This window comes from Kitasatospora sp. NPDC093102 (genome assembly GCF_040683915.1).
GTDB lineage: Bacteria > Actinomycetota > Actinomycetes > Streptomycetales > Streptomycetaceae > Kitasatospora.
Genome location: NZ_JBFBFA010000002.1, coordinates 11822 through 31038, shown reverse-complemented (window position 1 = coordinate 31038; position 19217 = coordinate 11822). Strand labels below are relative to the sequence as shown.

The 19217-nt window shown below is 73.3% G+C and carries 16 protein-coding genes and 2 pseudogenes; 7 read left to right on the top strand and 11 right to left on the bottom strand.

The features are described 5' to 3' along the window. Nucleotides 1–3: 3 nt before the first annotated feature. The 5 genes from ppdK to AB0O11_RS03440 form a co-directional block, all read right to left on the bottom strand. Complete coding sequence (ppdK, locus tag AB0O11_RS03460) at nt 4–2712, bottom strand: pyruvate, phosphate dikinase (protein ID WP_363381315.1); 2709 nt, start codon at nt 2710–2712, stop codon at nt 4–6. Nucleotides 2713–3276: 564 nt separating this feature from the next. Beyond that, complete coding sequence (dusB, locus tag AB0O11_RS03455) at nt 3277–4446, bottom strand: tRNA dihydrouridine synthase DusB (RefSeq protein WP_363381313.1); 1170 nt, start codon at nt 4444–4446, stop codon at nt 3277–3279. An 87-nt stretch (nt 4447–4533) separates the two neighbouring features. After that, nucleotides 4534–5364, bottom strand: a complete 831-nt coding sequence (locus AB0O11_RS03450) for a DUF4097 family beta strand repeat-containing protein (RefSeq protein WP_363381311.1) — start codon at nt 5362–5364, stop codon at nt 4534–4536. 2 nt (nt 5365–5366) lie between these two features. Then, complete coding sequence (locus AB0O11_RS03445) at nt 5367–6011, bottom strand: response regulator transcription factor (RefSeq protein ID WP_224282917.1); 645 nt, start codon at nt 6009–6011, stop codon at nt 5367–5369. Continuing rightward, nucleotides 5999–7213, bottom strand: coding sequence for a sensor histidine kinase (locus AB0O11_RS03440; protein ID WP_363381309.1), 1215 nt, complete (start codon nt 7211–7213; stop codon nt 5999–6001). The genes AB0O11_RS03445 and AB0O11_RS03440 overlap by 13 nt, the downstream gene beginning before the upstream one ends. A 135-nt stretch (nt 7214–7348) precedes the next feature. On the opposite strand from AB0O11_RS03440, the gene AB0O11_RS03435 reads away from it, so the two are divergent. Continuing rightward, nucleotides 7349–7852 carry a hypothetical protein gene (locus AB0O11_RS03435; RefSeq protein WP_363381307.1) on the top strand — a complete coding sequence of 168 codons (504 nt, stop codon included), beginning with the start codon at nt 7349–7351 and terminating at the stop codon, nt 7850–7852. 100 nt (nt 7853–7952) lie between these two features. Beyond that, on the top strand, nt 7953–8339 hold the full coding sequence (locus AB0O11_RS03430) for a hypothetical protein (protein ID WP_363381305.1): 387 nt from the start codon (nt 7953–7955) through the stop codon (nt 8337–8339). Nucleotide 8340: 1 nt separating this feature from the next. On the opposite strand, the gene AB0O11_RS03425 is transcribed toward AB0O11_RS03430, so the two are convergent. After that, nucleotides 8341–9228 (bottom strand): helix-turn-helix transcriptional regulator, encoded by an 888-nt coding sequence (locus tag AB0O11_RS03425; protein WP_363381304.1) that lies wholly within the window; start codon nt 9226–9228, stop codon nt 8341–8343. Between the two features lie 234 nt (nt 9229–9462). Between AB0O11_RS03425 and AB0O11_RS03420 the strand changes: the two genes are divergently transcribed. After that, nucleotides 9463–10821 (top strand): MFS transporter, encoded by a 1359-nt coding sequence (locus AB0O11_RS03420; protein ID WP_363381982.1) that lies wholly within the window; start codon nt 9463–9465, stop codon nt 10819–10821. A 103-nt stretch (nt 10822–10924) separates the two neighbouring features. Here AB0O11_RS03420 and AB0O11_RS03415 read toward each other — a convergent pair whose 3' ends face one another. After that, complete coding sequence (locus AB0O11_RS03415) at nt 10925–11719, bottom strand: alpha/beta hydrolase (RefSeq protein WP_363381302.1); 795 nt, start codon at nt 11717–11719, stop codon at nt 10925–10927. A gap of 61 nt (nt 11720–11780) precedes the next feature. Beyond that, a complete protein-coding gene (locus tag AB0O11_RS03410) occupies nt 11781–12143 on the bottom strand; it encodes a MerR family transcriptional regulator (RefSeq protein ID WP_363381300.1) in 363 nt (120 codons plus the stop codon). Nucleotides 12144–12221: 78 nt separating this feature from the next. Here AB0O11_RS03410 and AB0O11_RS03405 point away from each other — a divergent pair, with 78 nt between their 5' ends. The 4 genes and pseudogenes from AB0O11_RS03405 to AB0O11_RS03390 all read left to right on the top strand — a co-directional run. Beyond that, the gene (locus AB0O11_RS03405) at nt 12222–13427 is read left to right on the top strand and encodes an MFS transporter (RefSeq protein ID WP_363381299.1); all 1206 of its coding nucleotides are present in this window, start codon (nt 12222–12224) and stop codon (nt 13425–13427) included. Nucleotides 13428–13496: 69 nt separating this feature from the next. After that, complete coding sequence (locus AB0O11_RS03400) at nt 13497–13790, top strand: type II toxin-antitoxin system prevent-host-death family antitoxin (RefSeq protein ID WP_363381297.1); 294 nt, start codon at nt 13497–13499, stop codon at nt 13788–13790. Continuing rightward, nucleotides 13787–14203: a type II toxin-antitoxin system VapC family toxin gene (locus AB0O11_RS03395; RefSeq protein ID WP_363381295.1), complete on the top strand. Its 417-nt coding sequence runs from the start codon at nt 13787–13789 to the stop codon at nt 14201–14203. The genes AB0O11_RS03400 and AB0O11_RS03395 overlap by 4 nt, the downstream gene beginning before the upstream one ends. Nucleotides 14204–14610: 407 nt before the next feature. Further along, nucleotides 14611–15255 (top strand): annotated as a pseudogene (locus tag AB0O11_RS03390) (phosphatase PAP2 family protein); the annotation flags it as partial. Between the two features lie 150 nt (nt 15256–15405). Here the strand turns inward: AB0O11_RS03390 and AB0O11_RS03385 are convergent. The 3 genes and pseudogenes from AB0O11_RS03385 to AB0O11_RS03375 form a co-directional block, all read right to left on the bottom strand. Beyond that, the gene (locus tag AB0O11_RS03385) at nt 15406–16110 is read right to left on the bottom strand and encodes a response regulator transcription factor (RefSeq protein WP_363381293.1); all 705 of its coding nucleotides are present in this window, start codon (nt 16108–16110) and stop codon (nt 15406–15408) included. Nucleotides 16111–16171: 61 nt separating this feature from the next. Further along, entirely contained in the window at nt 16172–17671 is a 1500-nt protein-coding gene (locus AB0O11_RS03380) for a histidine kinase (RefSeq protein ID WP_363381292.1), read from the bottom strand. A gap of 324 nt (nt 17672–17995) precedes the next feature. After that, nucleotides 17996–19098, bottom strand: a pseudogene (locus AB0O11_RS03375) (serine hydrolase domain-containing protein). Nucleotides 19099–19217 lie beyond the last annotated feature (119 nt).

The window sequence follows — 19217 nt, the reverse complement described above, 5'->3', positions numbered from 1 at the left end:
TCCTCAGCGCGAGTCGCTGCCCGCCGACTCGATGGCGGCGCGGCCGGCCTCCAGGCGCGCCACCGGGATCCGGAAGGGGGAGCAGGAGACGTAGTCCAGCCCCACCTCGTGGAAGAAGTGGACCGAGTCCGGGTCGCCGCCGTGCTCGCCGCAGACGCCGAGCTTGAGGTCGGGGCGGGTGGCCCGGCCGGCCTCGACGGCGTGCTTGACCAGCGAGCCGACGCCGTCGCGGTCGATGGTCTCGAACGGGGAGACCCCGAAGATGCCCTTCTCCAGGTAGGCGGTGAAGAACGAGGCCTCCACGTCGTCCCGGGAGAAGCCCCAGACGGTCTGGGTCAGGTCGTTGGTGCCGAAGGAGAAGAACTCGGCGGCCTCGGCGATCTGCCCGGCGGTCACCGCAGCACGCGGCAGCTCGATCATGGTGCCGAGCTTGATCTCCAGCGTCACGCCGGTGGACTGGGCGACCTCGGCGAGCACCCGCTCGCACTCGTCGCGGACCAGCTCCAGCTCCTGGACGGTGCCGACCAGCGGGATCATCACCTCGGGGCGCGGGTCCCCGCCGGCCAGCTTGCGCTCGGCCGCGGCCTCGGCGATGGCCCGGACCTGCATGCCGAACAGGCCGGGGATGACCAGGCCGAGGCGGACGCCGCGCAGGCCGAGCATCGGGTTCTGCTCGTGCAGCTTGTGCACCGCCTGGAGCAGGCGCAGGTCGTTCTCGTTCGGGTCCTTGCGGGCCTCGGCGAGGGCGACGCGCACCGACAGCTCGGTGATGTCCGGCAGGAACTCGTGCAGCGGAGGGTCGAGCAGACGGACCGTGACCGGCAGACCGTCCATCGCCTGGAAGAGCTCCAGGAAGTCGCCCTTCTGGAGCGGCAGCAGGGTGGAGAGGGCGAGCTCGCGGTCCTTGTCGTTGTCCGCCAGGATCAGGTGCTCGACCTCCTTGCGGCGCTCCTCGCCGAGGAACATGTGCTCGGTGCGGCACAGGCCGATGCCCTGGGCGCCGTAGCGGCGGGCGCGCGAGCCGTCCTCGGCGTTGTCTGCGTTGGCGCGCACGGCCAGCCGGCGGCGGCCGTCGGCGTGCGACATCAACCGGTGCACGGCCTGGACCAGTCCGCCCTGGACGTCGGCGCCGGCGTGCAGGGTGCCCTCGAAGTACTCGACCACGGGGGACGGCAGGACGGGTACCTCGCCGAGGTAGACCTTGCCGGTGGCGCCGTCGATCGAGACGACGTCGCCCTCCTGGACCACCCGGCCGTCGGCGGTGGTGAAGCGGCGGGCCTTGGTGTCGACCTCCAGCTCCTCGGCGCCGCAGACACAGGTCTTGCCCATGCCGCGGGCGACCACGGCCGCGTGCGAGGTCTTGCCACCGCGCGAGGTCAGGATGCCCTCCGCGGCGATCATGCCGTCCAGGTCGTCCGGGTTGGTCTCGCGGCGGACCAGGATGACCTTCTCGCCGGAGCGGGACCACTTGACGGCGGTGTACGAGTCGAAGACGACCCTGCCGATCGCGGCGCCCGGCGAGGCGGCCAGGCCCCAGGCGATCTGCTGCGACTCGGCGTTCGGGGCGAAGCGGGGGAACATCAGCTGCGAGAGCTGGCCGCCGGTGACCCGCATCAGGGCCTCGTCCAGGTCGATCAGACCCTGGTCGACCAGCTGGACGGCGATCCGGAAGGCAGCCGCGGCGGTGCGCTTGCCGACACGGGTCTGGAGCATCCAGAGCTTGCCGCGCTCGATGGTGAACTCGATGTCGCAGAGGTCGCGGTAGTGGTTCTCGAGCTTCTGCATGATCGCCATCAGCTCGTCGTACGACTTCTTGTCGAGCTTCTCCAGCTCGGACAGCTGCAGGGTGTTGCGGATGCCGGCGACGACGTCCTCGCCCTGGGCGTTGGACAGGTAGTCGCCGTAGACGCCCTGGGCACCGGTGGAGGGGTCGCGGGTGAAGGCGACACCGGTGCCGGAGTCCTCACCGAGGTTGCCGAAGACCATGGTGCAGACGTTGACCGCGGTGCCCAGGTCGTTCGGGATGCGCTCCTGGCGGCGGTACAGCCGGGCGCGGTCGCCGTTCCAGGAGTGGAAGACGGCGTGGATGGCGAGGTCCATCTGCTCGCGCGGCTCCTGCGGGAAGGCCCGGCCGGTCTCACGCTCGACGATGCCCTTGAACACCTCGACCAGTTCCCGGAGGTCGGAGGCGTCCAGGTCCAGGTCGTTGGTGGTGCCCTTGGCGTGCTTGGCCTCGTCCAGGGCCTCCTCGAACAGCTCGCCGTCGACGTCCAGGACGGTCTTGCCGAACATCTGGACCAGGCGGCGGTAGGAGTCCCAGGCGAAGCGCTCGTTGCCCGACTGGGCGGCGAGGCCGGTCACCGAGGCGTCGGAGAGGCCGATGTTGAGGACCGTGTCCATCATGCCGGGCATGGAGAACTTCGCGCCGGAGCGCACCGAGACCAGGAGGGGGTTGTCGGCCTGGCCGAGCTTCTTGCCCATCTCCTGCTCAAGGGCGTCCAGGTGGGCGCTGATCTCCTCGTGGAGGGAGGTGGGCTCGCTGCCGGTCTCCAGGAAGACCTTGCAGGCCTCGGTGGTGATGGTGAACCCCGGAGGGACGGGGAGACCCAGGTTGGTCATCTCGGCCAGGTTCGCGCCCTTGCCGCCAAGAAGATCCTTGAGGTCCTTGTTTCCTTCGGTGAAGGAGTAAACAAACTTCTGCTGGGACGGCACGGGTCGGTCTCCTCGTACGCGGTTGCCCTGACGCCGGAGAACATACCCATTTCGAAGGCACTTCTCTGCCCTGAATAGGCCACCCGAGGTCGGTACCCAGAGGTAACCCGCTAGATCGAATGCACATAAAGGCGTTCACCTCTGTTGGTGAAATCGTCCGCCTGACGCGAGCAAGCGTTCAACTCTTGAATGCATGCAAACCCGGAGATCGTACGATCCGGACGCACGGTAGCGGCCACGGGTCCATGGCGTTGCCCCGGCTTGATTTCCTGCATCCGGATCGCCCGATCACCGGCCGGCCGGCTTCGGGAAGCGATTCACAGCCGACCTGTCCATTTCGTCCACCGACAGAGCGTCGGTTCCCACCGTATGTGGCAAGCGTCACCAGCGCATCTCACGGGACGAACGTAGGCCGCCTCCGCCGTTCGTCGCACTGTGTCCGGACGTGCATCCTCTCCGTGATGCCTCGGCGCCGAAAAGGAGCCCTCTTGTCCAGGATGGACAAGAGGGCTGGGACCTAGTGGCAGCCGACCCCGAAGGGCCGCTTTTGCCAGTCCGTATAGATCATCCGCCAGAGGTGTCCGATTCGGCGTCGGCACCCGGTCGGGCGCAGTCGTACGGATCGTCCAACCAGCCCTCCGGCAGGACCACCCGGTTGTTGCCGCTGGTCCGCCCGCGCGGGCCGTCCGCACCGGCCGGCCAGCCCTGGGACTGCTCCACCTGGGAGAGGGTTTCGGCCAGTTCGGCCAACGAGGAGGAGCCGGCGAGCTTCACCCGCAGCTCGGAGCCCACCGAGAAGCCCTTGGTGTACCAGGCGACGTGCTTGCGGAAGTCGATCACGCCGCGCGCCTCGTCGCCCAGCCACTCGCCGAGCAGCTGCGCGTGCCGCACCATCGCCGCGGCCACGTGGCCGAAGTCGGGGCGGGCGTAGTCCACGTCGCCCTCGAAGATCGCGACCAGGTCCTTGAACAGCCACGGCCGGCCCAGGCAGCCGCGCCCCACCACCACGCCGTCGCAGCCGGTCTCACGCATCATCCGCACCGCGTCGTCGGCCGACCAGATGTCCCCGTTGCCCAGCACCGGGATGTGCGCCGGGACGGACTCGCGCAGCCGGGCGATCGCCGACCAGTCGGCCGTCCCGCCGTAGTGCTGGGCGGCGGTGCGCCCGTGCAGGGCGATCGCGGCCACGCCCTCTTCGGCGCCGATCCGGCCGGCGTCCAGGTAGGTGAGGTGGTCGTCGTCGATGCCCTTGCGCATCTTCATGGTCACCGGCAGGTCGCCGGCGTTGGCGACGGCCTCGCGCAGGATCTCGCGCAGCAGGTTGCGCTTGTACGGCAGCGCCGAGCCGCCGCCCTTGCGGGTGACCTTGGGCACGGGACAGCCGAAGTTGAGGTCGATGTGGTCGGCCAGGCCCTCCTCGGAGATCATCCGGGCGGCCTTGCCGACGGTCACCGGGTCCACCCCGTACAACTGGATCGAGCGCGGCTTCTCGCTCGGGTCGAACTTGATCAGCTGCATGGTCTTGGCGTTGCGCTCGACCAGTGCCCGGGTGGTGATCATCTCCGAGACGTACAGGCCGCGGCCACCGCTCTGCTCCCGGCACAGGGTGCGGAACGGCGCGTTGGTGATGCCGGCCATCGGCGCCAGCACGACGGGCGGCCACACCTGGATCGGGCCGATGTCGAGCGGCGCGAACTCGGTGTCGGACGCGGTGGGTGCGGGCGTGGCTGTCATGCGCGGCTGACCTCGGGTGACGGGGACGGGACTCTCCATTGTCCCCCACCCGGGTGAGCGGCCTCCGCCCGCTCCGAGGCACCCCCGCTACGGAGCCGACGACGAAAGCGACGGCTCCGACGGCTCCGACGGCTCCGAGCGCGAGGACGACGAGAGGACCGAGATCGACCCCGACGTGACCGCGGTGTGCACCCGGTTCGGGCTGGCGGGGTCCGACAGCAGCGGGTCGATCTGGCCGTGGCCGCTGCCGACCTCGCTGGAGAAGGAGTACCGGCTGTCCTTCGGCAGGGTCATCTCCACCGAGCCGGAGGTGGCCGTGGCGTCCACCTCGCGCGGGGCCTTCGCGAAGTCCAGCACCACCGTGCCCGAGCCCATCCGTGCCGTCACCCGCCGAGAACTCAGGTTGCCGCCCTGCACCTGCCCGGAGGAGGTGGAGTGCACGGTCACGTCCCCGGAGGTGTCGGACAGCAGCAGCTGGCCGGAGGTCAGCTCCAGCCCGACGTCCCCGCTCAGACCCTCCACCTGGACGGAGCCGGAGCCCACCGACCCGGTCACCTCGGTCGCGGCCGGTACCTCCAGCTCGATCTCGGCGCCGCAGCCGAGGTCCACGAACGGCAGGACCAGCCGGCAGCTCATCCCGACGGTGAGCACCCCGTCGACGACGACGGCGGACACCACCGGCTTGCGCACCAGCCAGTCCAGACGCTGCTGGACCACCACGTGGCCCTCCCGCCCGGCCCGCACCTTGACCGAGGCGTTGCCGGTCTCCAGTCGGACCCGGTGGATCGCCACGTCGTACGGCTGGGTGGTGCTGGTGCGCTGCTCCACCGCCATCGACCAGGTCTGCAGTCCGGCAACGATCATGACCAGGACGATCACGACCGTCCCGGTGACCCGCCAGGCCTTCACCCCCCGCACCGCTACCCGACCTCCAGGAAGCGCAGAACCGCCATCACCCGGCGGTGGCTGTCCTCGGCCTGCGGCAGGTCGAGCTTGGTGAAGATCGAGTTGATGTGCTTGGCCACCGCGCTGTCGCTGACCACCAGGGAACCGGCGATCGCGGCGTTGGAACGGCCCTCCGCCATCAGGGCGAGCACGTCGCGCTCGCGCGGGGTCAGCTTCTCCAGCGGGTCCCGGTGGCGGCGCACCAGCAGCTGGGCGACCACCTCCGGGTCCAGCGCCGTGCCGCCTTCGGCGACCCGCTGGAGCGCGTCCACGAAGTCGTCGACGTTGGCCACCCGCTGCTTGAGCAGGTAGCCGACGCCGCTGGTGTTGGTCGCCAACAGGTCCGCGGCGTAGCGCTCCTCCACGAACTGGGAGAGCAGCAGGACGGCGGTGTCCGGCCACTGCCGGCGGATCACCATCGCCGCCTTCACCCCCTCGTCGTGGTACCCCGGGGGCATCCGGACATCGGCCACCACCACCTTCGGACGGTGCTCCTCGACGGCGGCCAGCAGTTCGGTGGCGTCCCCGACGGCGGCCACGACCTCGAAGCCCACCGCCTCCAGGACCTTGACCAGGCCGACCCTCAGCAGGACCGAGTCCTCGGCGATCACAGCGCGCACGGCAACTCCACGGTGATGGTGGTGGGGCCCCCGAGGGGGCTGAGAACGGACAGCGTGCCGTCGACCGAGGCGGCGCGCTTGCGCAGGCCGGTGAGCCCGGTCCCGCGCGAGGGGTCCGCGCCGCCCACGCCGTCGTCGCTGATGACCAGGCGCAGCCGCCCTCCGGCCGTCCGCACCGAGAGGTCGACCCGGTTGGCCTTGGCGTGCTTGGCCACGTTGGTGAGCGCCTCGGAGACGGTGAAGTAGGCGACCGCCTCGACGGTCGGGGCGACCTGCTCGGAGAGGTCGACCTCCAGGCGCACCGGCAGCGGGGCCCGGGCGGCGACGCCGGACAGCGCCGCGTCCAGGCCGCGGTCCTCCAGGACGGCCGGGTGCAGGCCGCGGACCAGGTCGCGCAGCTCGTCGATGGCCGCCTGGGCCTCCTCGTGCGCGTCGACGATCACCTGCATCACCTCCGGCGGCACGTCCTTGAGGGTGCGCCGGGCCAGGCCCAGGTTCATCGCGAGGGAGGTGAGCCGCTGCTGGGCGCCGTCGTGCAGGTCGCGCTCGATCCGGCGGCGCTCGGCGTCCACCGCGTCGACCAGCCCGGCCCGGCTCTCGGCGATCTCCTCGACCCGCCGCTCCAGTGCCTCCGCCCGGTCCGGACCGAGCAGCCGCCGGGCCGCCCACACCTCCAGCCAGGCCAGCTGCGTCCCCGGCAACGGCAGCACCGCCAGCAGCAGCACCCCGCCGACGGTGAGCAGGACGTCCTCCCCGGCCAGGCCCGTGCGCAGCGCGGCGCCGACGGGCAGCAGCCAGACCCAGCCGTACACGGTGGCCAGCACCGCGGCGGCCGCCCAGGCGTACAGCAGCACCAGCGCGCCCGCCGCCAGCAGCGGGCCGGCCACCAGGTGGTAGAGGACCTGACGCCAGGTCATCCCCAGCAGCCAGACCCGGAGCCCCTCCGGCGGCCGCGGCGGCGGCACCTCCACCCCGCGCAGGGCGCGCAGCCGGCTGCGCTGGACGGCGGTCAGCGGGCGGACGCAGAGCAGGACGGCGGCGAGCACCGGGAAGAGCAGCTTCGACTCGGTGACGGCCAGCCAGACCGGCAGCGCCACGGGTATTCCGGCGGCGGTGAAGCGGACGTCCCGCCAGACCTCGGGCGACCACGGCGGGCACCGGAGGCTCCTGACGAGCGCTCGGCGCAACGTGGTGGGAGGCATGCCGGACAGCGTAGGGCCCGGTGATCAAGGACCGCCATGAAGGGGGGTTCCCGGTGGGGGTGTAGCTAGCTACACCCCCGATTCGGTGTGGGGCACCACCGACAGGAAGGGGGTCCGGGCGGAAGGCTTGAGGGCATGACGAGCACTGCACCGCACTCCGCCACTCCGCCGCACGGACGGCCCGGCCCCGGGGGCGCTTCCGGAGCGCCGGCGCCGGAGGGGGCGCTGCCGGAGGGGGCGCTGCCGGCCGGGGCCGGGCCCTGGTCGGTCCGCAGCGTCGGGTCCGGCCGCGGACGGGCCGCGATGGAGCTGTACCAGCACGGGGAGCTGACCGACGTCGTGGTCGCCGCCCGGCTCACCCCGCACCTGCTGCGCGGGGCCCGGCACTGCCCGTCCGCCGGGCGGAGCCGGCACGTACTGGCCTGGGGCCGGCTGACCGCCGACGGCGCGGCGCCCGCGGTGGTGTTCACCGGGCGGCGGCCGTTGCGCCGGGTGCGGTCGACGGCCGAGGTGGTCACGGTGGCCGGGCGGTTCTGGGTCGCCTGGGCGCAGGGGCCGTTCGACGCGGTGCGGGTCGAACACCCGGCGGGCGGGACGGCCGAGCGGCTGCCGCTGGAGCGGGTGCGGGGTACGGCATGAGCGAGCGAAGCATGGGGGTCCCCCCGGCCGGAGGCTGGGGGAGATTCATCGAAAGGCGCGCATGGGCGAATGCCCCTGCCGAGCGTAGCGAGGCGGGCGCATGAGCACCGCCGTCCTCACCGTCCGCCCCGCCTCCTCGTACGTCCTGCCCGCACGCTTCGCCAAGGTCCCGGCCATGGCCGCGGTCGCGCTGCTGCCCTGGCTGGCGGTCCTCGCCGTCTGCCACGAGACCGCGTGGGTCGTTCTCGACCTCACCGAGTTCGCCGCCCTGCTCTCGCTGGACGCGCTGCTGCGCCGGCGCAGCCCCGCCGCGCTGTGGGCGGGTGCGGCGGTGGCCCTGCTGCTCACCGGGGACGCGCTGGCCGACATCGCCTGCGCCGGGCCGGGCCACGCGGTGCTCGCCGCGCTGGTCATGGCCTCCTGCATCGAACTGCCGCTCGCCGTGGTGTGCCTGCGGCTCGGGCGGGACGCGGCGGTGCGGGGCTGAGTCAGCTCCCCGTGGGCAGTTCGTCCATCAGCGCGCGGGTCTCGTCGTCCAGCGGGGTGTACGTGATCATCCGCGTCCCCAGCTGCGGGCTGAGCCAGAAGTTGGTGTACTCACAGCGCAACAGCCCGACGCCGGGCACCTGGAAGCGCTTGATGCCGTTGCCCGGCCGCATCACGTCGTGCCGCTGCCAGAGCTCCGCGAAGTCCGGCGAGGCCTTGAGCACCCGGGCCAGCAGCGCCTTCCAGGCCGGCTCCGAGCTGTGGTCGGCCATCGCCGAGCGGAACCGGGCCACGATGCCGAGGCGCTCGGTGCGGTAGTCCACCAGCACCTCGCGGAAGTACGAGGGCGTGAACGCCATCCACATCAGGTTCCGGTCCTCGGGGGCCATGCGGTCGAGGTCGCCGACGAACCCGGTGTACTGGGCGTTGCACGCCAGCACGTCGTAGCGGGAGTTGAGCACCATGGCCGGGTACGGCGCCAGCTGCTCCAGCAGCAGCCGCACGCTCGGGGTCACCGAGGGGCACTCCTTCACCGGCACCGGGTCGTCCGCGCCGGCCAGGGTGAACAGGTGGGCGCGCTCGCTCGGGTCCAGCAGCAGCGCCCGGGCCACCGAGTCCAGCACCTGGGTGGACACCTGGATGTCCCGCCCCTGCTCCAGCCACGTGTACCAGGTCACCCCGACCGCGGCGAGCTGCGCGACCTCCTCCCGGCGCAGCCCCGGCGTCCGGCGGCGGCCGGTCATCGGCAGGCCCACCTGCTCGGGCGCCAGGCGCTCGCGGCGGCTGCGCAGGAACGCGGCCAGCTCGTGCCGGCGGGCTTCGCCGGGGGTGGCCGGGTGCGGGCCGACCGGGGTGGTACGGGCTTGCGCGGCGGGGGTCGTCAGGCTCATGCTCCCCAGCATGCGGCAGTCGTCAGCCTGTTGCCAGGTACTTCTTATACCTGGATAACCACACTCTGGTACCAGGGTGCGGAGCGGCGGATCGTATGACCCGTGACCCAACGACTCGCTGTCGCCCCCGCCCCGGGCCGCACCGCCACCACCCCCGGCGCCGCGGCCACCCGTACCTCCGCCCCCGGACCCGCCGGCCCTGCCGGTCCCGCCGCCGGCCTCGGCACCGCCGGGCTGGTCACCGTCCTGCTCGGCGCCTTCCTGCCGATGCTCGACTTCTTCATCGTCAACGTCGCCCTGCCCACGATCGACCACGACCTGGCCGCCGGGCCCGCCGTCCTCGAACTGGTCGCCGCCGGCTACGGCATCGCCTTCGCCGTGCTGCTCGTCCTCGGCGGGCGGCTCGGCGACAGCTACGGCCGCCGCCGGCTCTTCGTCGTCGGCGCCGCCGCCTTCGCCCTCACCTCGCTGGCCTGCGGCCTCGCCCCCGGCGCGTGGTCCCTGGTCGCCGCCCGGGCCGCCCAGGGCGCCTCGGCCGCGCTGCTGATCCCGCAGGTGCTCGGCACCATCACCGCCGCCACCGAGGGCGCCCGGCGCGGCCGCGCGCTCAGCGTCTACGGCGCGGTCGGCGGGATCTCGGTGGTGATCGGGCAGGTGCTCGGCGGGATGCTGGTCGCCGCCGACCTGTTCGGCACCGGCTGGCGCTCGGTGTTCCTGCTGAACGTGCCGTTCGCGCTGCTCGCCATGGTGCTCGCGGTCCGCTACGTCCCGGAGAGCAGGGCCACCACGGCCGCCCGGGTCGACGTCCCCGGCACCGTCCTGCTCACCGCCACGCTGCTCTCCCTGCTGATCCCGCTGATGGAGGGGCGCGCCGCCGGCTGGCCGCTCTGGTCCTGGGTGCTGCTGGCGCTGTTCCCCGTCCTCGCCGTCGCCTTCGGTGCCGTCGAGCGCCGCGCCGAGCAGCGCGGGGACACCCCGCTGGTGCCGCCGTCCCTGCTGCGCATCCCGGAGATGCGGCGCGGCCTCGGCATCGCGCTCCCCTACTTCGCGGGCTTCGGCGGCTTCATGTTCGTCATCGCGGTCGCCCTCCAGCAGGGCCTCAGGCTCGGCCCGGTCGCGGCCGGCTGGGCGCTCGTCCCGATGGCGGTCGGCTACTTCTCCGCCTCGCTCGCCGGCCCGCGGCTGATCGGCCGCTGGGGCAGCCGGGTGCTCAGCGCCGGCGCCGTCGTCCAGGCCACCGGCCTCGCCGCCCTCGCCCTGACCGTGCTGGCCGACTGGGCGCACCTCTCCCCGCTGCGGATGGCGCCGGGCGTCGCCCTCGCCGGCATCGGGCAGGGTCTGATCGGCACCCCGCTGTTCCGGGTCGTCCTCTCCAAGGTGCCCGCCGCCCGGGCCGGCGTCGGCAGCGGCGTCCTCGCCACCGGCCAGCAGTCCAGCCTCGCCCTCGGCGTCGCCACCCTCGGCACCCTCTACCTCTCCCTCTCCCCCGTCCTCGGCATGGACCGCGCCCTCGCCCTCTGCCTGGGCATCCAGCTCCTCGGCTCCTTCACCATCCTCTACCTGACCACCCGTCTGCCCCGCTCCATCGGCTGACCCGGGCCTCCGGGCCCCGGCGGCGGCCGGGTCACGGTCATCGCAGCGGCCCCGCGACCGGTACGACCGGTCGCGGGGCCGTCGGCGTTCCCGGCACCGGCCCTCAGCGTTCGAGTGCGTCGAGCCACCGGCCGAACAGGGTGCGGACGGCTTCGGCGGCCTCGACCTGGGGGTTGTGGCCGACGCCGTCGAGGACGGCGGCGGCCATCCGGGGGTAGTGGTCGAGCAGGGCGAGCTGGTCGCGCCAGCCGACCAGGGCGTCCTGCCGGGTGGTGACCAGCAGGTGGTGGCCGCGGTGCTGCGGTGCCCGGAGCTCGGGCCAGTGCGGCAGCAGGAAGTCGGCTTCGAGCTCGGCGGCGGCCGCCCGGTCGTGCGCCTGCCAGCCCGGCCGGACGTACCGCTCGAAGAGCTCCCGACTCACCTCGGTGTGACGGGCCATGACGTACCGGAACAGCTCGCGGTCGGCGGCCGGGAGGCGGGCGAGGAGGTCGTCGTCGCGTTCGACCACGGACTCCTCCGGCAGGGCACGGTCGGCACCCCAGCGCACCACCGGCACCAGCAGCGCCGAGCCCAGCACCTGCTCGCCGAACCGCGCGGTCACCGCCCGGGCCAGCTGGCCGCCGAAGGACTGCCCGACCACGGCGAAGGGCCGCCGACCGACCCGGTCCCCGATCCATCCGGAGACGGCCTCGGCCAGGGCGCTCGCGGAGACCGGGCCCGGCAGCCGGGGGCTGGTGCCGTGGCCGGGCAGGTCGAGGTAGAGGCGCTGCCAGCCGGGGCGGTCGGCGAAGGCGGGTTCGAGCGGGAGCAGGACGCGGTGGTCGACGGTGCAGCCGTGGATCAGGACGATCGGGGTGCCGTCGCCGAAGGCGGTGTGGTGGATCGCGGAATCGGTCATGACGGCAGCGTGCGACCATGACACCGGCGGCAAGGTCAAGCGGCGGTCCCGGCGCCGGGGTTCAGGAGAGGCTCTTGACCACGTCCAGGTACTCCCGGATGGCGTCCCGGTTGCGCGTCAGGCACAGGATCCGGCGGGTCATCCGGTCCGTCTCGGACTCCAGAGTGGCGAGCATCTCCGGTGTGGCGTCGGCGAAGTGGATCGTCCGCGGGGTGTCCAGGCAGGGCAGGATCTGCTTGATGATCCGGGTCGGCAGCCCCGCGTCCAGCAGCCCGCGGATCTGCAGCACCCGGTCCACGAGGTACTCGTCGTACGAGCGGTAGCCGTTCGCCTCGCGGCTCGGCGTGATCAGCCCCTGCTGCTCGTAGTAGCGCAGCAGGCGCGGAGCGGTCTCCGTCCGCCGGGCGAGTTCGCCGATGCGCATGTGTGACCACCCTCACCCCGGGCCGGTGCCGTCCCGGCTGGACCTTGACATGGATGTCAACGATAGACGATCGGGCCCATGTCCACTTCTGAACTCCGCACCCCCGACCGGCCGGTGGCCCCCTTGCCGAGGCTGCCCTGGCCGGCGCTGCTGGCCATGAGCACCGGCGGATTCGTCACGATCATGACCGAGGCCCTGCCCGCCGGAGTGCTGCCCGCGATGAGCGCCGACCTCGGCGTCGGCCAGTCCGCCGCCGGGCAGTCCGTGACGCTCTACGCGGTCGGCTCCATCGCGGCCGCCATCCCGCTGACCGCCGTCACCGGACGCCTGCCGCGCAAGCGCCTGCTGCTCGTCTCCGTCGGCGGCTTCGCCGTGGCCAACGCCGTCACCGCCGTGTCGCCGAGCTACCCGCTCACCATGGCCGCCCGGTTCGCGGCCGGCCTGGTCGCGGGGCTGCTCTGGGCGCTGCTGGCCGGGTACGCCCGGGGCATCGTCGCACCGGAGCAGCGCGGACGGGCGATGGCCGTCGCCATGACCGGCTCGACGGTCGCCCTGTCGGTGGGCGTGCCCGCAGGCACCCTGCTGGCCGGACTGGTGGGCTGGCGGTTCACCTTCGGGCTGATGAGCGTGGTCGCCGTGGCACTGGTCGGCTGGATGCTGCTCGTGCTCCCGGACCCGCCCGGCCGTGACGGCCAGGCCCGCACCCCCGTCCGGCGGGCGCTGCGGATGCCGGGCGTGGCCGCCGTCCTGGCCGTCACGGCGACCTTCGTACTCGCCCACAACGTCCTCTACACGTACGTCGCGGCACTGCTCGCACCGTTGGGGCTCGACGGCCGGACGGACACCGTCCTGCTCGTCATCGGGCTGTCCTCGCTGGCGAGCATCCTCGTCACCGGCGCCCTGATCGACCGGTACCTGCGCCCCCTGACCGTCGCCGCCTCCGCCCTCCTCGCCGTCGCGGCCCTGCTCCTCGCCGCCGCCCTGCTCGGCTCGACCGGCTGGCCCGCCTACGTCGCCGCCGCGGTCTGGGGCCTCGGCTTCGGCGGCGCCGCCACCCTCCTGCAGACCGCCGTCGCCGACGCGGCCGGCCCGGCCGGGGACCTCGCCCAGTCCCTGCTCGTCACCTGCTGGAACCTCGGCATCGCCATCGGCGGCCTGGCGGGCGGCCTGGCCCTCGACCACGCCGGACCGTCCGCCCTGCCCTGGTCCGCCCTCGTCCTCCTGGCCGCCGCACTGGCCACCACCCTGGGCGCACGGCGGCACGGGTTCCCGGGAGCGGGGTGAGCACTCTTCCGTGTGAAATCGACGCACGCTCCTCGAAATCGCCGCACGATCCGCTCTACCGTGAGTCGTATGACAGCCAGAGTCCCCATCCGACAGCTCCAGCAGCACGCCAGCGAGTTGATCGACCGGGTCGCGGCCGGCGAGCGCGTGGAGATCACCCGCAACGGCCGGCTGATCGCCGTCCTCGCGCCGCCCGACCCGGAGCAACGGGTACTGGAGGACCTCGTCCGCGACGGCACCATCGACCCGGAGAACGCCGCCACCGCGCGCGGCCTGGCCGACTGGACGTTGCCCGAGTCCGGCGCCGGACTCGGGTCGGCCGCTGACGCCCTGCACGCCATGCGGGAGGAGGAGGACCATTGATCTACCTCGACTCATGCGCGATCCTCAAGCTCCTGGTCCCTGAGAACGAATCCACCGCTCTGCGCACATTTCTCTCCTCGCACGGCTCCGAAGGTCATGCGACCAGCGCACTGGCTCAGGTCGAGGTGCCACGCGCCTTGATCCGGATCGGCGCACCACAGGATCTGCTGGACACGTCGACCGACCTGCTCGACCGGCTGCTCCGCATCCGGCTCTCCGATGCCGTCCTCCGAGCCGCCTGCCAGTTCCCCACCCGGCACCTCCGTACCCTCGACGCCATTCACCTCGCCAGCGCCGAGCACCTGGAGCACGCGCTCACCGCCTTCGTCACTTACGACAAACGTCTGGCCGACGCGGCGGAGGAGCGCGACCTACCGGTGATCACGCCGGGTCAGCCGACTGGTTGCCGATAGGCGGATGTCCGGGCGCCCCGGGGCGGCCGGGGCGCCCGGCACCACCTGGGCCGCCGCCGGATGCGGGCTGCCTTCCCGCGCCCGAAGCCGTCCAGTCGGACGACGACCTGACGCAGGGCGTCGATCGAGCCGGCGGGCCGTCAGGCAGTTCGAGGCCGTGGTCGGCGGCCGGCAGTTCGAGGATCTCGTAGCCGGTCGCGCGGGCGGGCGGTCGGGCGGTCTGGCGGTCCCACATCCGGTCGGCGTAACCGCCGACGAGGAGGGTCCGGGCTTCGGTGTGGTGGAGGACGCGGGCGGCCTGGTCGACGGTCAGGACGTGAAGAGCTGTCAACCCTGACCATCGTCATGGTCGTTGCCTGACTTTCGGGTCGGGCGGAAAGGGCTCGTTGGCTTCTACCGTCCGGACCATGACGTACACGGACAGGAAATCCAGGAATTCCGGGGCAGCCGGAACGCGCAGAACCGCGCGGGCGAACAGGGCCGCCGTCAAGCCCAGGCCCGTACTGGCCGTGGCCCTGCTCTGCGCGGGGGCCGGGGTGGTGGCATGGCTGGCGCCCGAACGGAATGGCGGTGCGGAGCCGCTGCGGGTGCTCACGGGGTGGTCGGCCGGCGGCTACCGACGGGTGGCGGAGGCCGTCGGTGACGCTCCACACGCGGTGGCCTCGGCGGCGGCGCCGGCCACCGAGGCCGGGCTGGTGGTGCTCGGGCTGCTGCTGGCGCTCTGCTGGTGGACGGCCCGTGGCCGCCGGGCCGCCGGGCAGGTCGCCGGGGTGGCGCTGGTCGGTCTCGGCACCGTGCTGGCGTACGGGGCGAGCGAGGTGCTGAAGGTGGTCCTCGACGAGGAGCGGCCCTGCCGGGCGCTGGCCGGGTTGCCGGGTTCGGCCGTCACCGAGTGCCCGCCGCCGGGTGACTGGTCGTTCCCCAGCAACCACGCCACGCTCGCCGTCGCGCTGGCGACGGGGCTGGCGCTGCTGCGGCCGCGCTGGGCGCTGCTCGTCATACCCGTCGGCGGCGCCACGGCCGCGCTGCGGGTGGCGGCCGGGGTCCACTACCCGCACGACGTGCTCGCCGGCGCCGCGCTCGGCGGCACGGTCACGGCGGCCGTGGTCGTCGCCCTGCTGCCGGTGGCCACCACCGCCGTCGCCGCCCTGGCCGGGGTGCCCGTCCTCGGGCGGCTGCTCCTGGCACCCGGCGCGGCGGCCTCAGTCCCGGGGTCCGCCGGCGCAGGTCGCACCGAGGGTCAGCCCGGCCTCGTGCGCGAGGACGGCGGCGGCCGCCCGGTTGGTCACGCCCAGCCGCGCCAGGATGGAGCTCACATGGGCCTTCACGGTGCCTTCCACCACCCCCAGCCGACGGGCGATCTGGCCGTTGGACAGCCCGGCGGCGATCAGCGTCAGCACGTCCCGTTCCCGGGTGGTCAGGGCGGCCACCTGCTCCCGGGCGCCGGCACGCCGGTCGGCGGGGCCGCCGGCCCCGGTGGCAGCCAGGTGGGCGACCACCCGGGCGGCCACCTTGGGTGAGAGGTAGGCAGCCCCTCCCGCTACCGCATGCACCCCGGCGATCAGCTCCTCGGGCTCACCGGACTTGATCAGGAAGCCGTTCGCGCCGCCGCTGAGCGCGCGCAGGATGTAGTCGTCCTCACCGAAGGTGGTCAGCATGAGCACTCCGGTGGCCAGGCCGCTCCGGCGGATCTCGGCGGCGGCCGTGATGCCGTCCGCCCCGGGCATCCGGATGTCCAGCACGGCGACGTCCGGCCGGTGGCGCCGGACCAGTTCGACGGCCTCCCGGCCGTCCCCGGCCTCGGCGACGATCTCGATGCCCGGGTCGGTGGCGAGCACCGCGCGCAGCCCGGCGCGGATCATCGGCTCGTCGTCGGCGAGCAGCACCCGGATCGGTGCGGTGGTCATCGGCGGCTCCTGTCGGTCGCTCGGTACGGAGGTGGTGAGGAAAGGGAAGTGCGTCAGCAGGTCAGGAGACAAGCACGTCGCGCGAGACCAGCCGGGAGTCCCGGAAGCAGAGCCGATAGGCGTCGCCGGCCCGGTCCACGAACAGCTGGGCGGTGATGGCGTAGTACGCGCACGAGACCCCTTCCCCCGACGGCGGCGCGGGCGTCGACGGCCCGCTCGGCGGACGGTACGGCAGCCGGTGGCCCGGCAGCAGCCGCTCGACCGTGGCCTGGTCCTGCCCGACCTGGAGGGAGGCGTAGACCTCCGGGCCCAGCACCGACAGGCTGACCACGTAGAACGTCCATGCGCGCAGCGCGACGGTCAGCAGCACGGCTGTCGCCAGCGGGACGAGCACCACGGCGGCCAGCGTCCGACCCACCGTACGCCTGGCCCGGCGCAGTTCGCGCACCGGCGACGGCGGGGCGGCGGGCACCGCCGGGACGGGCCCGGCGGCACGGCGCGGCAGGTGGGCCACAACCTCGAACCCGCCGTCCGGACGGGCCCCGTGGGCGAAGGCGCCGCCCGCGAGCCGGACGCGTTCGGTCAGCCCGGCCAGGCCGCGACCGCCGGTGGGCGTTGCGCTGCGCGGGGTTGACGCGGATACCAAGGGCCCCCTCCCGGGAACGGCGGACGCGGAGGCGGGCACCGGCGCAGAGGCGGACGCGGGTGCGCACACAGGTGCGGGCGCAGGGCCGTTGGCCACCCGGACCCGGGCACCGTCGGCCGAGTACGCCACCTCCATGGCGACGGGCGCCCCCGGCGCGTGCTTGGCGGCGTTGGTCAGCGCCTCCTGCACCACCCGGTACGCGGCGTGCTCGGAGGCACGCGGGAGCCCGTCCGGTTCGCCGGTGATCTCCGAGCGGACGTCCAGGCCCGCGGCGACCGCCTCGGCTACCAGGTACGGAACGTCCGAGTCGGCCGGTCCGTGGGCCGCGGGGGTGCCGCCGTCGCCCTCGTCCCCGTCGCGCAGGATGCCGATCACCTCGCCGAGCCTGTCGATGGCGGTGGCCGCGCCCGCCCGGATCTCCTGGACGGCCTCCCGGTGGGGCCGGGCCAGGTCGGGGGCGAGCTTGAGGGCACCGGCACGCAGGGCGATCAGGCTGAGGTCGTGCCCGAGGGCGTCATGCATGTCCTGGGCGATCCGGGCCCGTTCGCGCAGTCGGGCCTGCTCGGCGACCAGCTGCTTTTCCCGCTCCAGCCGCTCGGCCCGCTCCCACCCGGCGCGCACGAGCTCCTGCGACTGCCGCCAGAACCGGCCCAGCAGCCACGGGCCCATCCCGGTGCTCACGGCGAGCGCGACGAACCGCAGGCCCAGAACGATCCAGGAGGGCACCGACCCGATCACCAGCACCCCGGCCGCGACCAGGACCGCGAACACCACCGCCGCCGGCCGCACCCGCTCCATTCGCAGTCCGGCCAGGAAGGAGAATCCGATCGCCGGCAGCGCCCACCAGAGGCTCGTGACACCGAACCCGATACACACCGACGCCACCGCGGGCAGCGCCACCCCACTCATCCGCATGCCCACGACCTTACGAGGGCCGCCTCCGCACCGGATCTGTCGAAAGTCATGCCCGAGGCGCACCCCGGCACCGCACCACCGCGGCACCACACCACCGCGCCACCGCGCCACCGCGCCACCGCGCCACCGCGCCACCGCGCCACCGACGAGTCGGTCGTCCAGGGCGTGACCGAGGAACTGACGGCCGCCGAGCTGTCGGAGCAGGACGGGGCGAAGGCGTCCCGGCTGCACCTCACGGCGGCCGGCCGCGCCCTGCGCGAGCGCACCACCACCGAGACCGCCGAGCTCACCGCCCGTCCGTACGCCGGCATCCCGACGACCGCCTCAGTGGCACAGGGCGGTGTCCACGACGGCTTCGAGGTGTCGGGTGACGGCGTCGTCGGCCGGAACGGTGGTCACCGCGATGTTCACGGCGCGGCCGTCGTCGGTGGCGCCGCCCCGGGTCTCGTAGCCCGGGATGTCGCCGCCGTGCCCCCAGTAGACCCCGCCGCAGGAGAGCGGCCGGCTGAAGATGCCCAGTCCGGAGCCGACGCCGGTGTCCCCGACCGGGACGGTGGTCCGCATCTGGGCGAGCTGGGCGGCAGGCAGCAGGCGGTCCGGGATCAGCAGCTCGGTGAAGAAGCGGTCGAGGTCGGCGTTGGTGGAGATCATCTGACCGGCCGCCCAGCCGGCCGACGGGTCCAGCTCCGTGAAGTCGGTCAGCGGCCCGCCCGCGGAGTCCCTGCGGTAGCCCTTGGGGTGGGCTTCCCGGATGGTCCGGTCGCCCGCGGCCGGGAAGTAGGTGTGCCGTAGCCCGATGCGCCGGACGATCCGCCGGTCGATCTCCTCGGCGAGCGGCCGGCCGGTCACCCGCTGGACGATCAGGCCGGCCAGCACGTAGTTGGTGCTGCTGTAGCCGAACCTCGCCCCGGGCGCGAGGACGGGCTCCTGCCGGAGGGCCATGTCCAGCAGTTCCCGGGGCTCGAAGTAGCGGTACCGGAGGGAGGCTTCGTCCGGCGGCCCCTCGTAGTCGGCCAGACCGCTGGTGTGCTGGAGGAGTTGCCGGACGGTGACGCCCCGTCCGTCGACGCCCTCGCCGCGGACCAGGCCGGGGAGGTAGGCGTCGACGGAGGCGTCGAGGTCGATCTTCCCCTCCCCCACCAGCTGGAGCACGACGACGGCGGTGAAGGTCTTGGTGTTGCTGCCGATCCGCACCTGCCCTCGGCGGGGACCGCGGCGCCGGTGGCCAGGTCCCCCACCCCTGCCGTGTGGTCACGGGTCCGGCCCCGCCCGTCCCGGACGGTCGCGAGCGCGGCGGGCACCCCGTCCGTCCCCACCAGCGCGTTCAGTCCCTGCTACAGGACGTCGGGCGAGGCCGCGGCGGACATGCCGGACGGTGCCAGCACCCCGGCGGCCACGGGGGCCGAGAGCGAGAGGGCGAGTGCCATGTGGCGGATCCGCGAACGGCGCACGAGTCAACTCCTGTGGAATCGTGGGGAGCGGGGAACCCCCTGGTCACGATCGCCAGTCTCGTCGCGCGGCGGACGGCCGGCCTCCCCCGATCGAG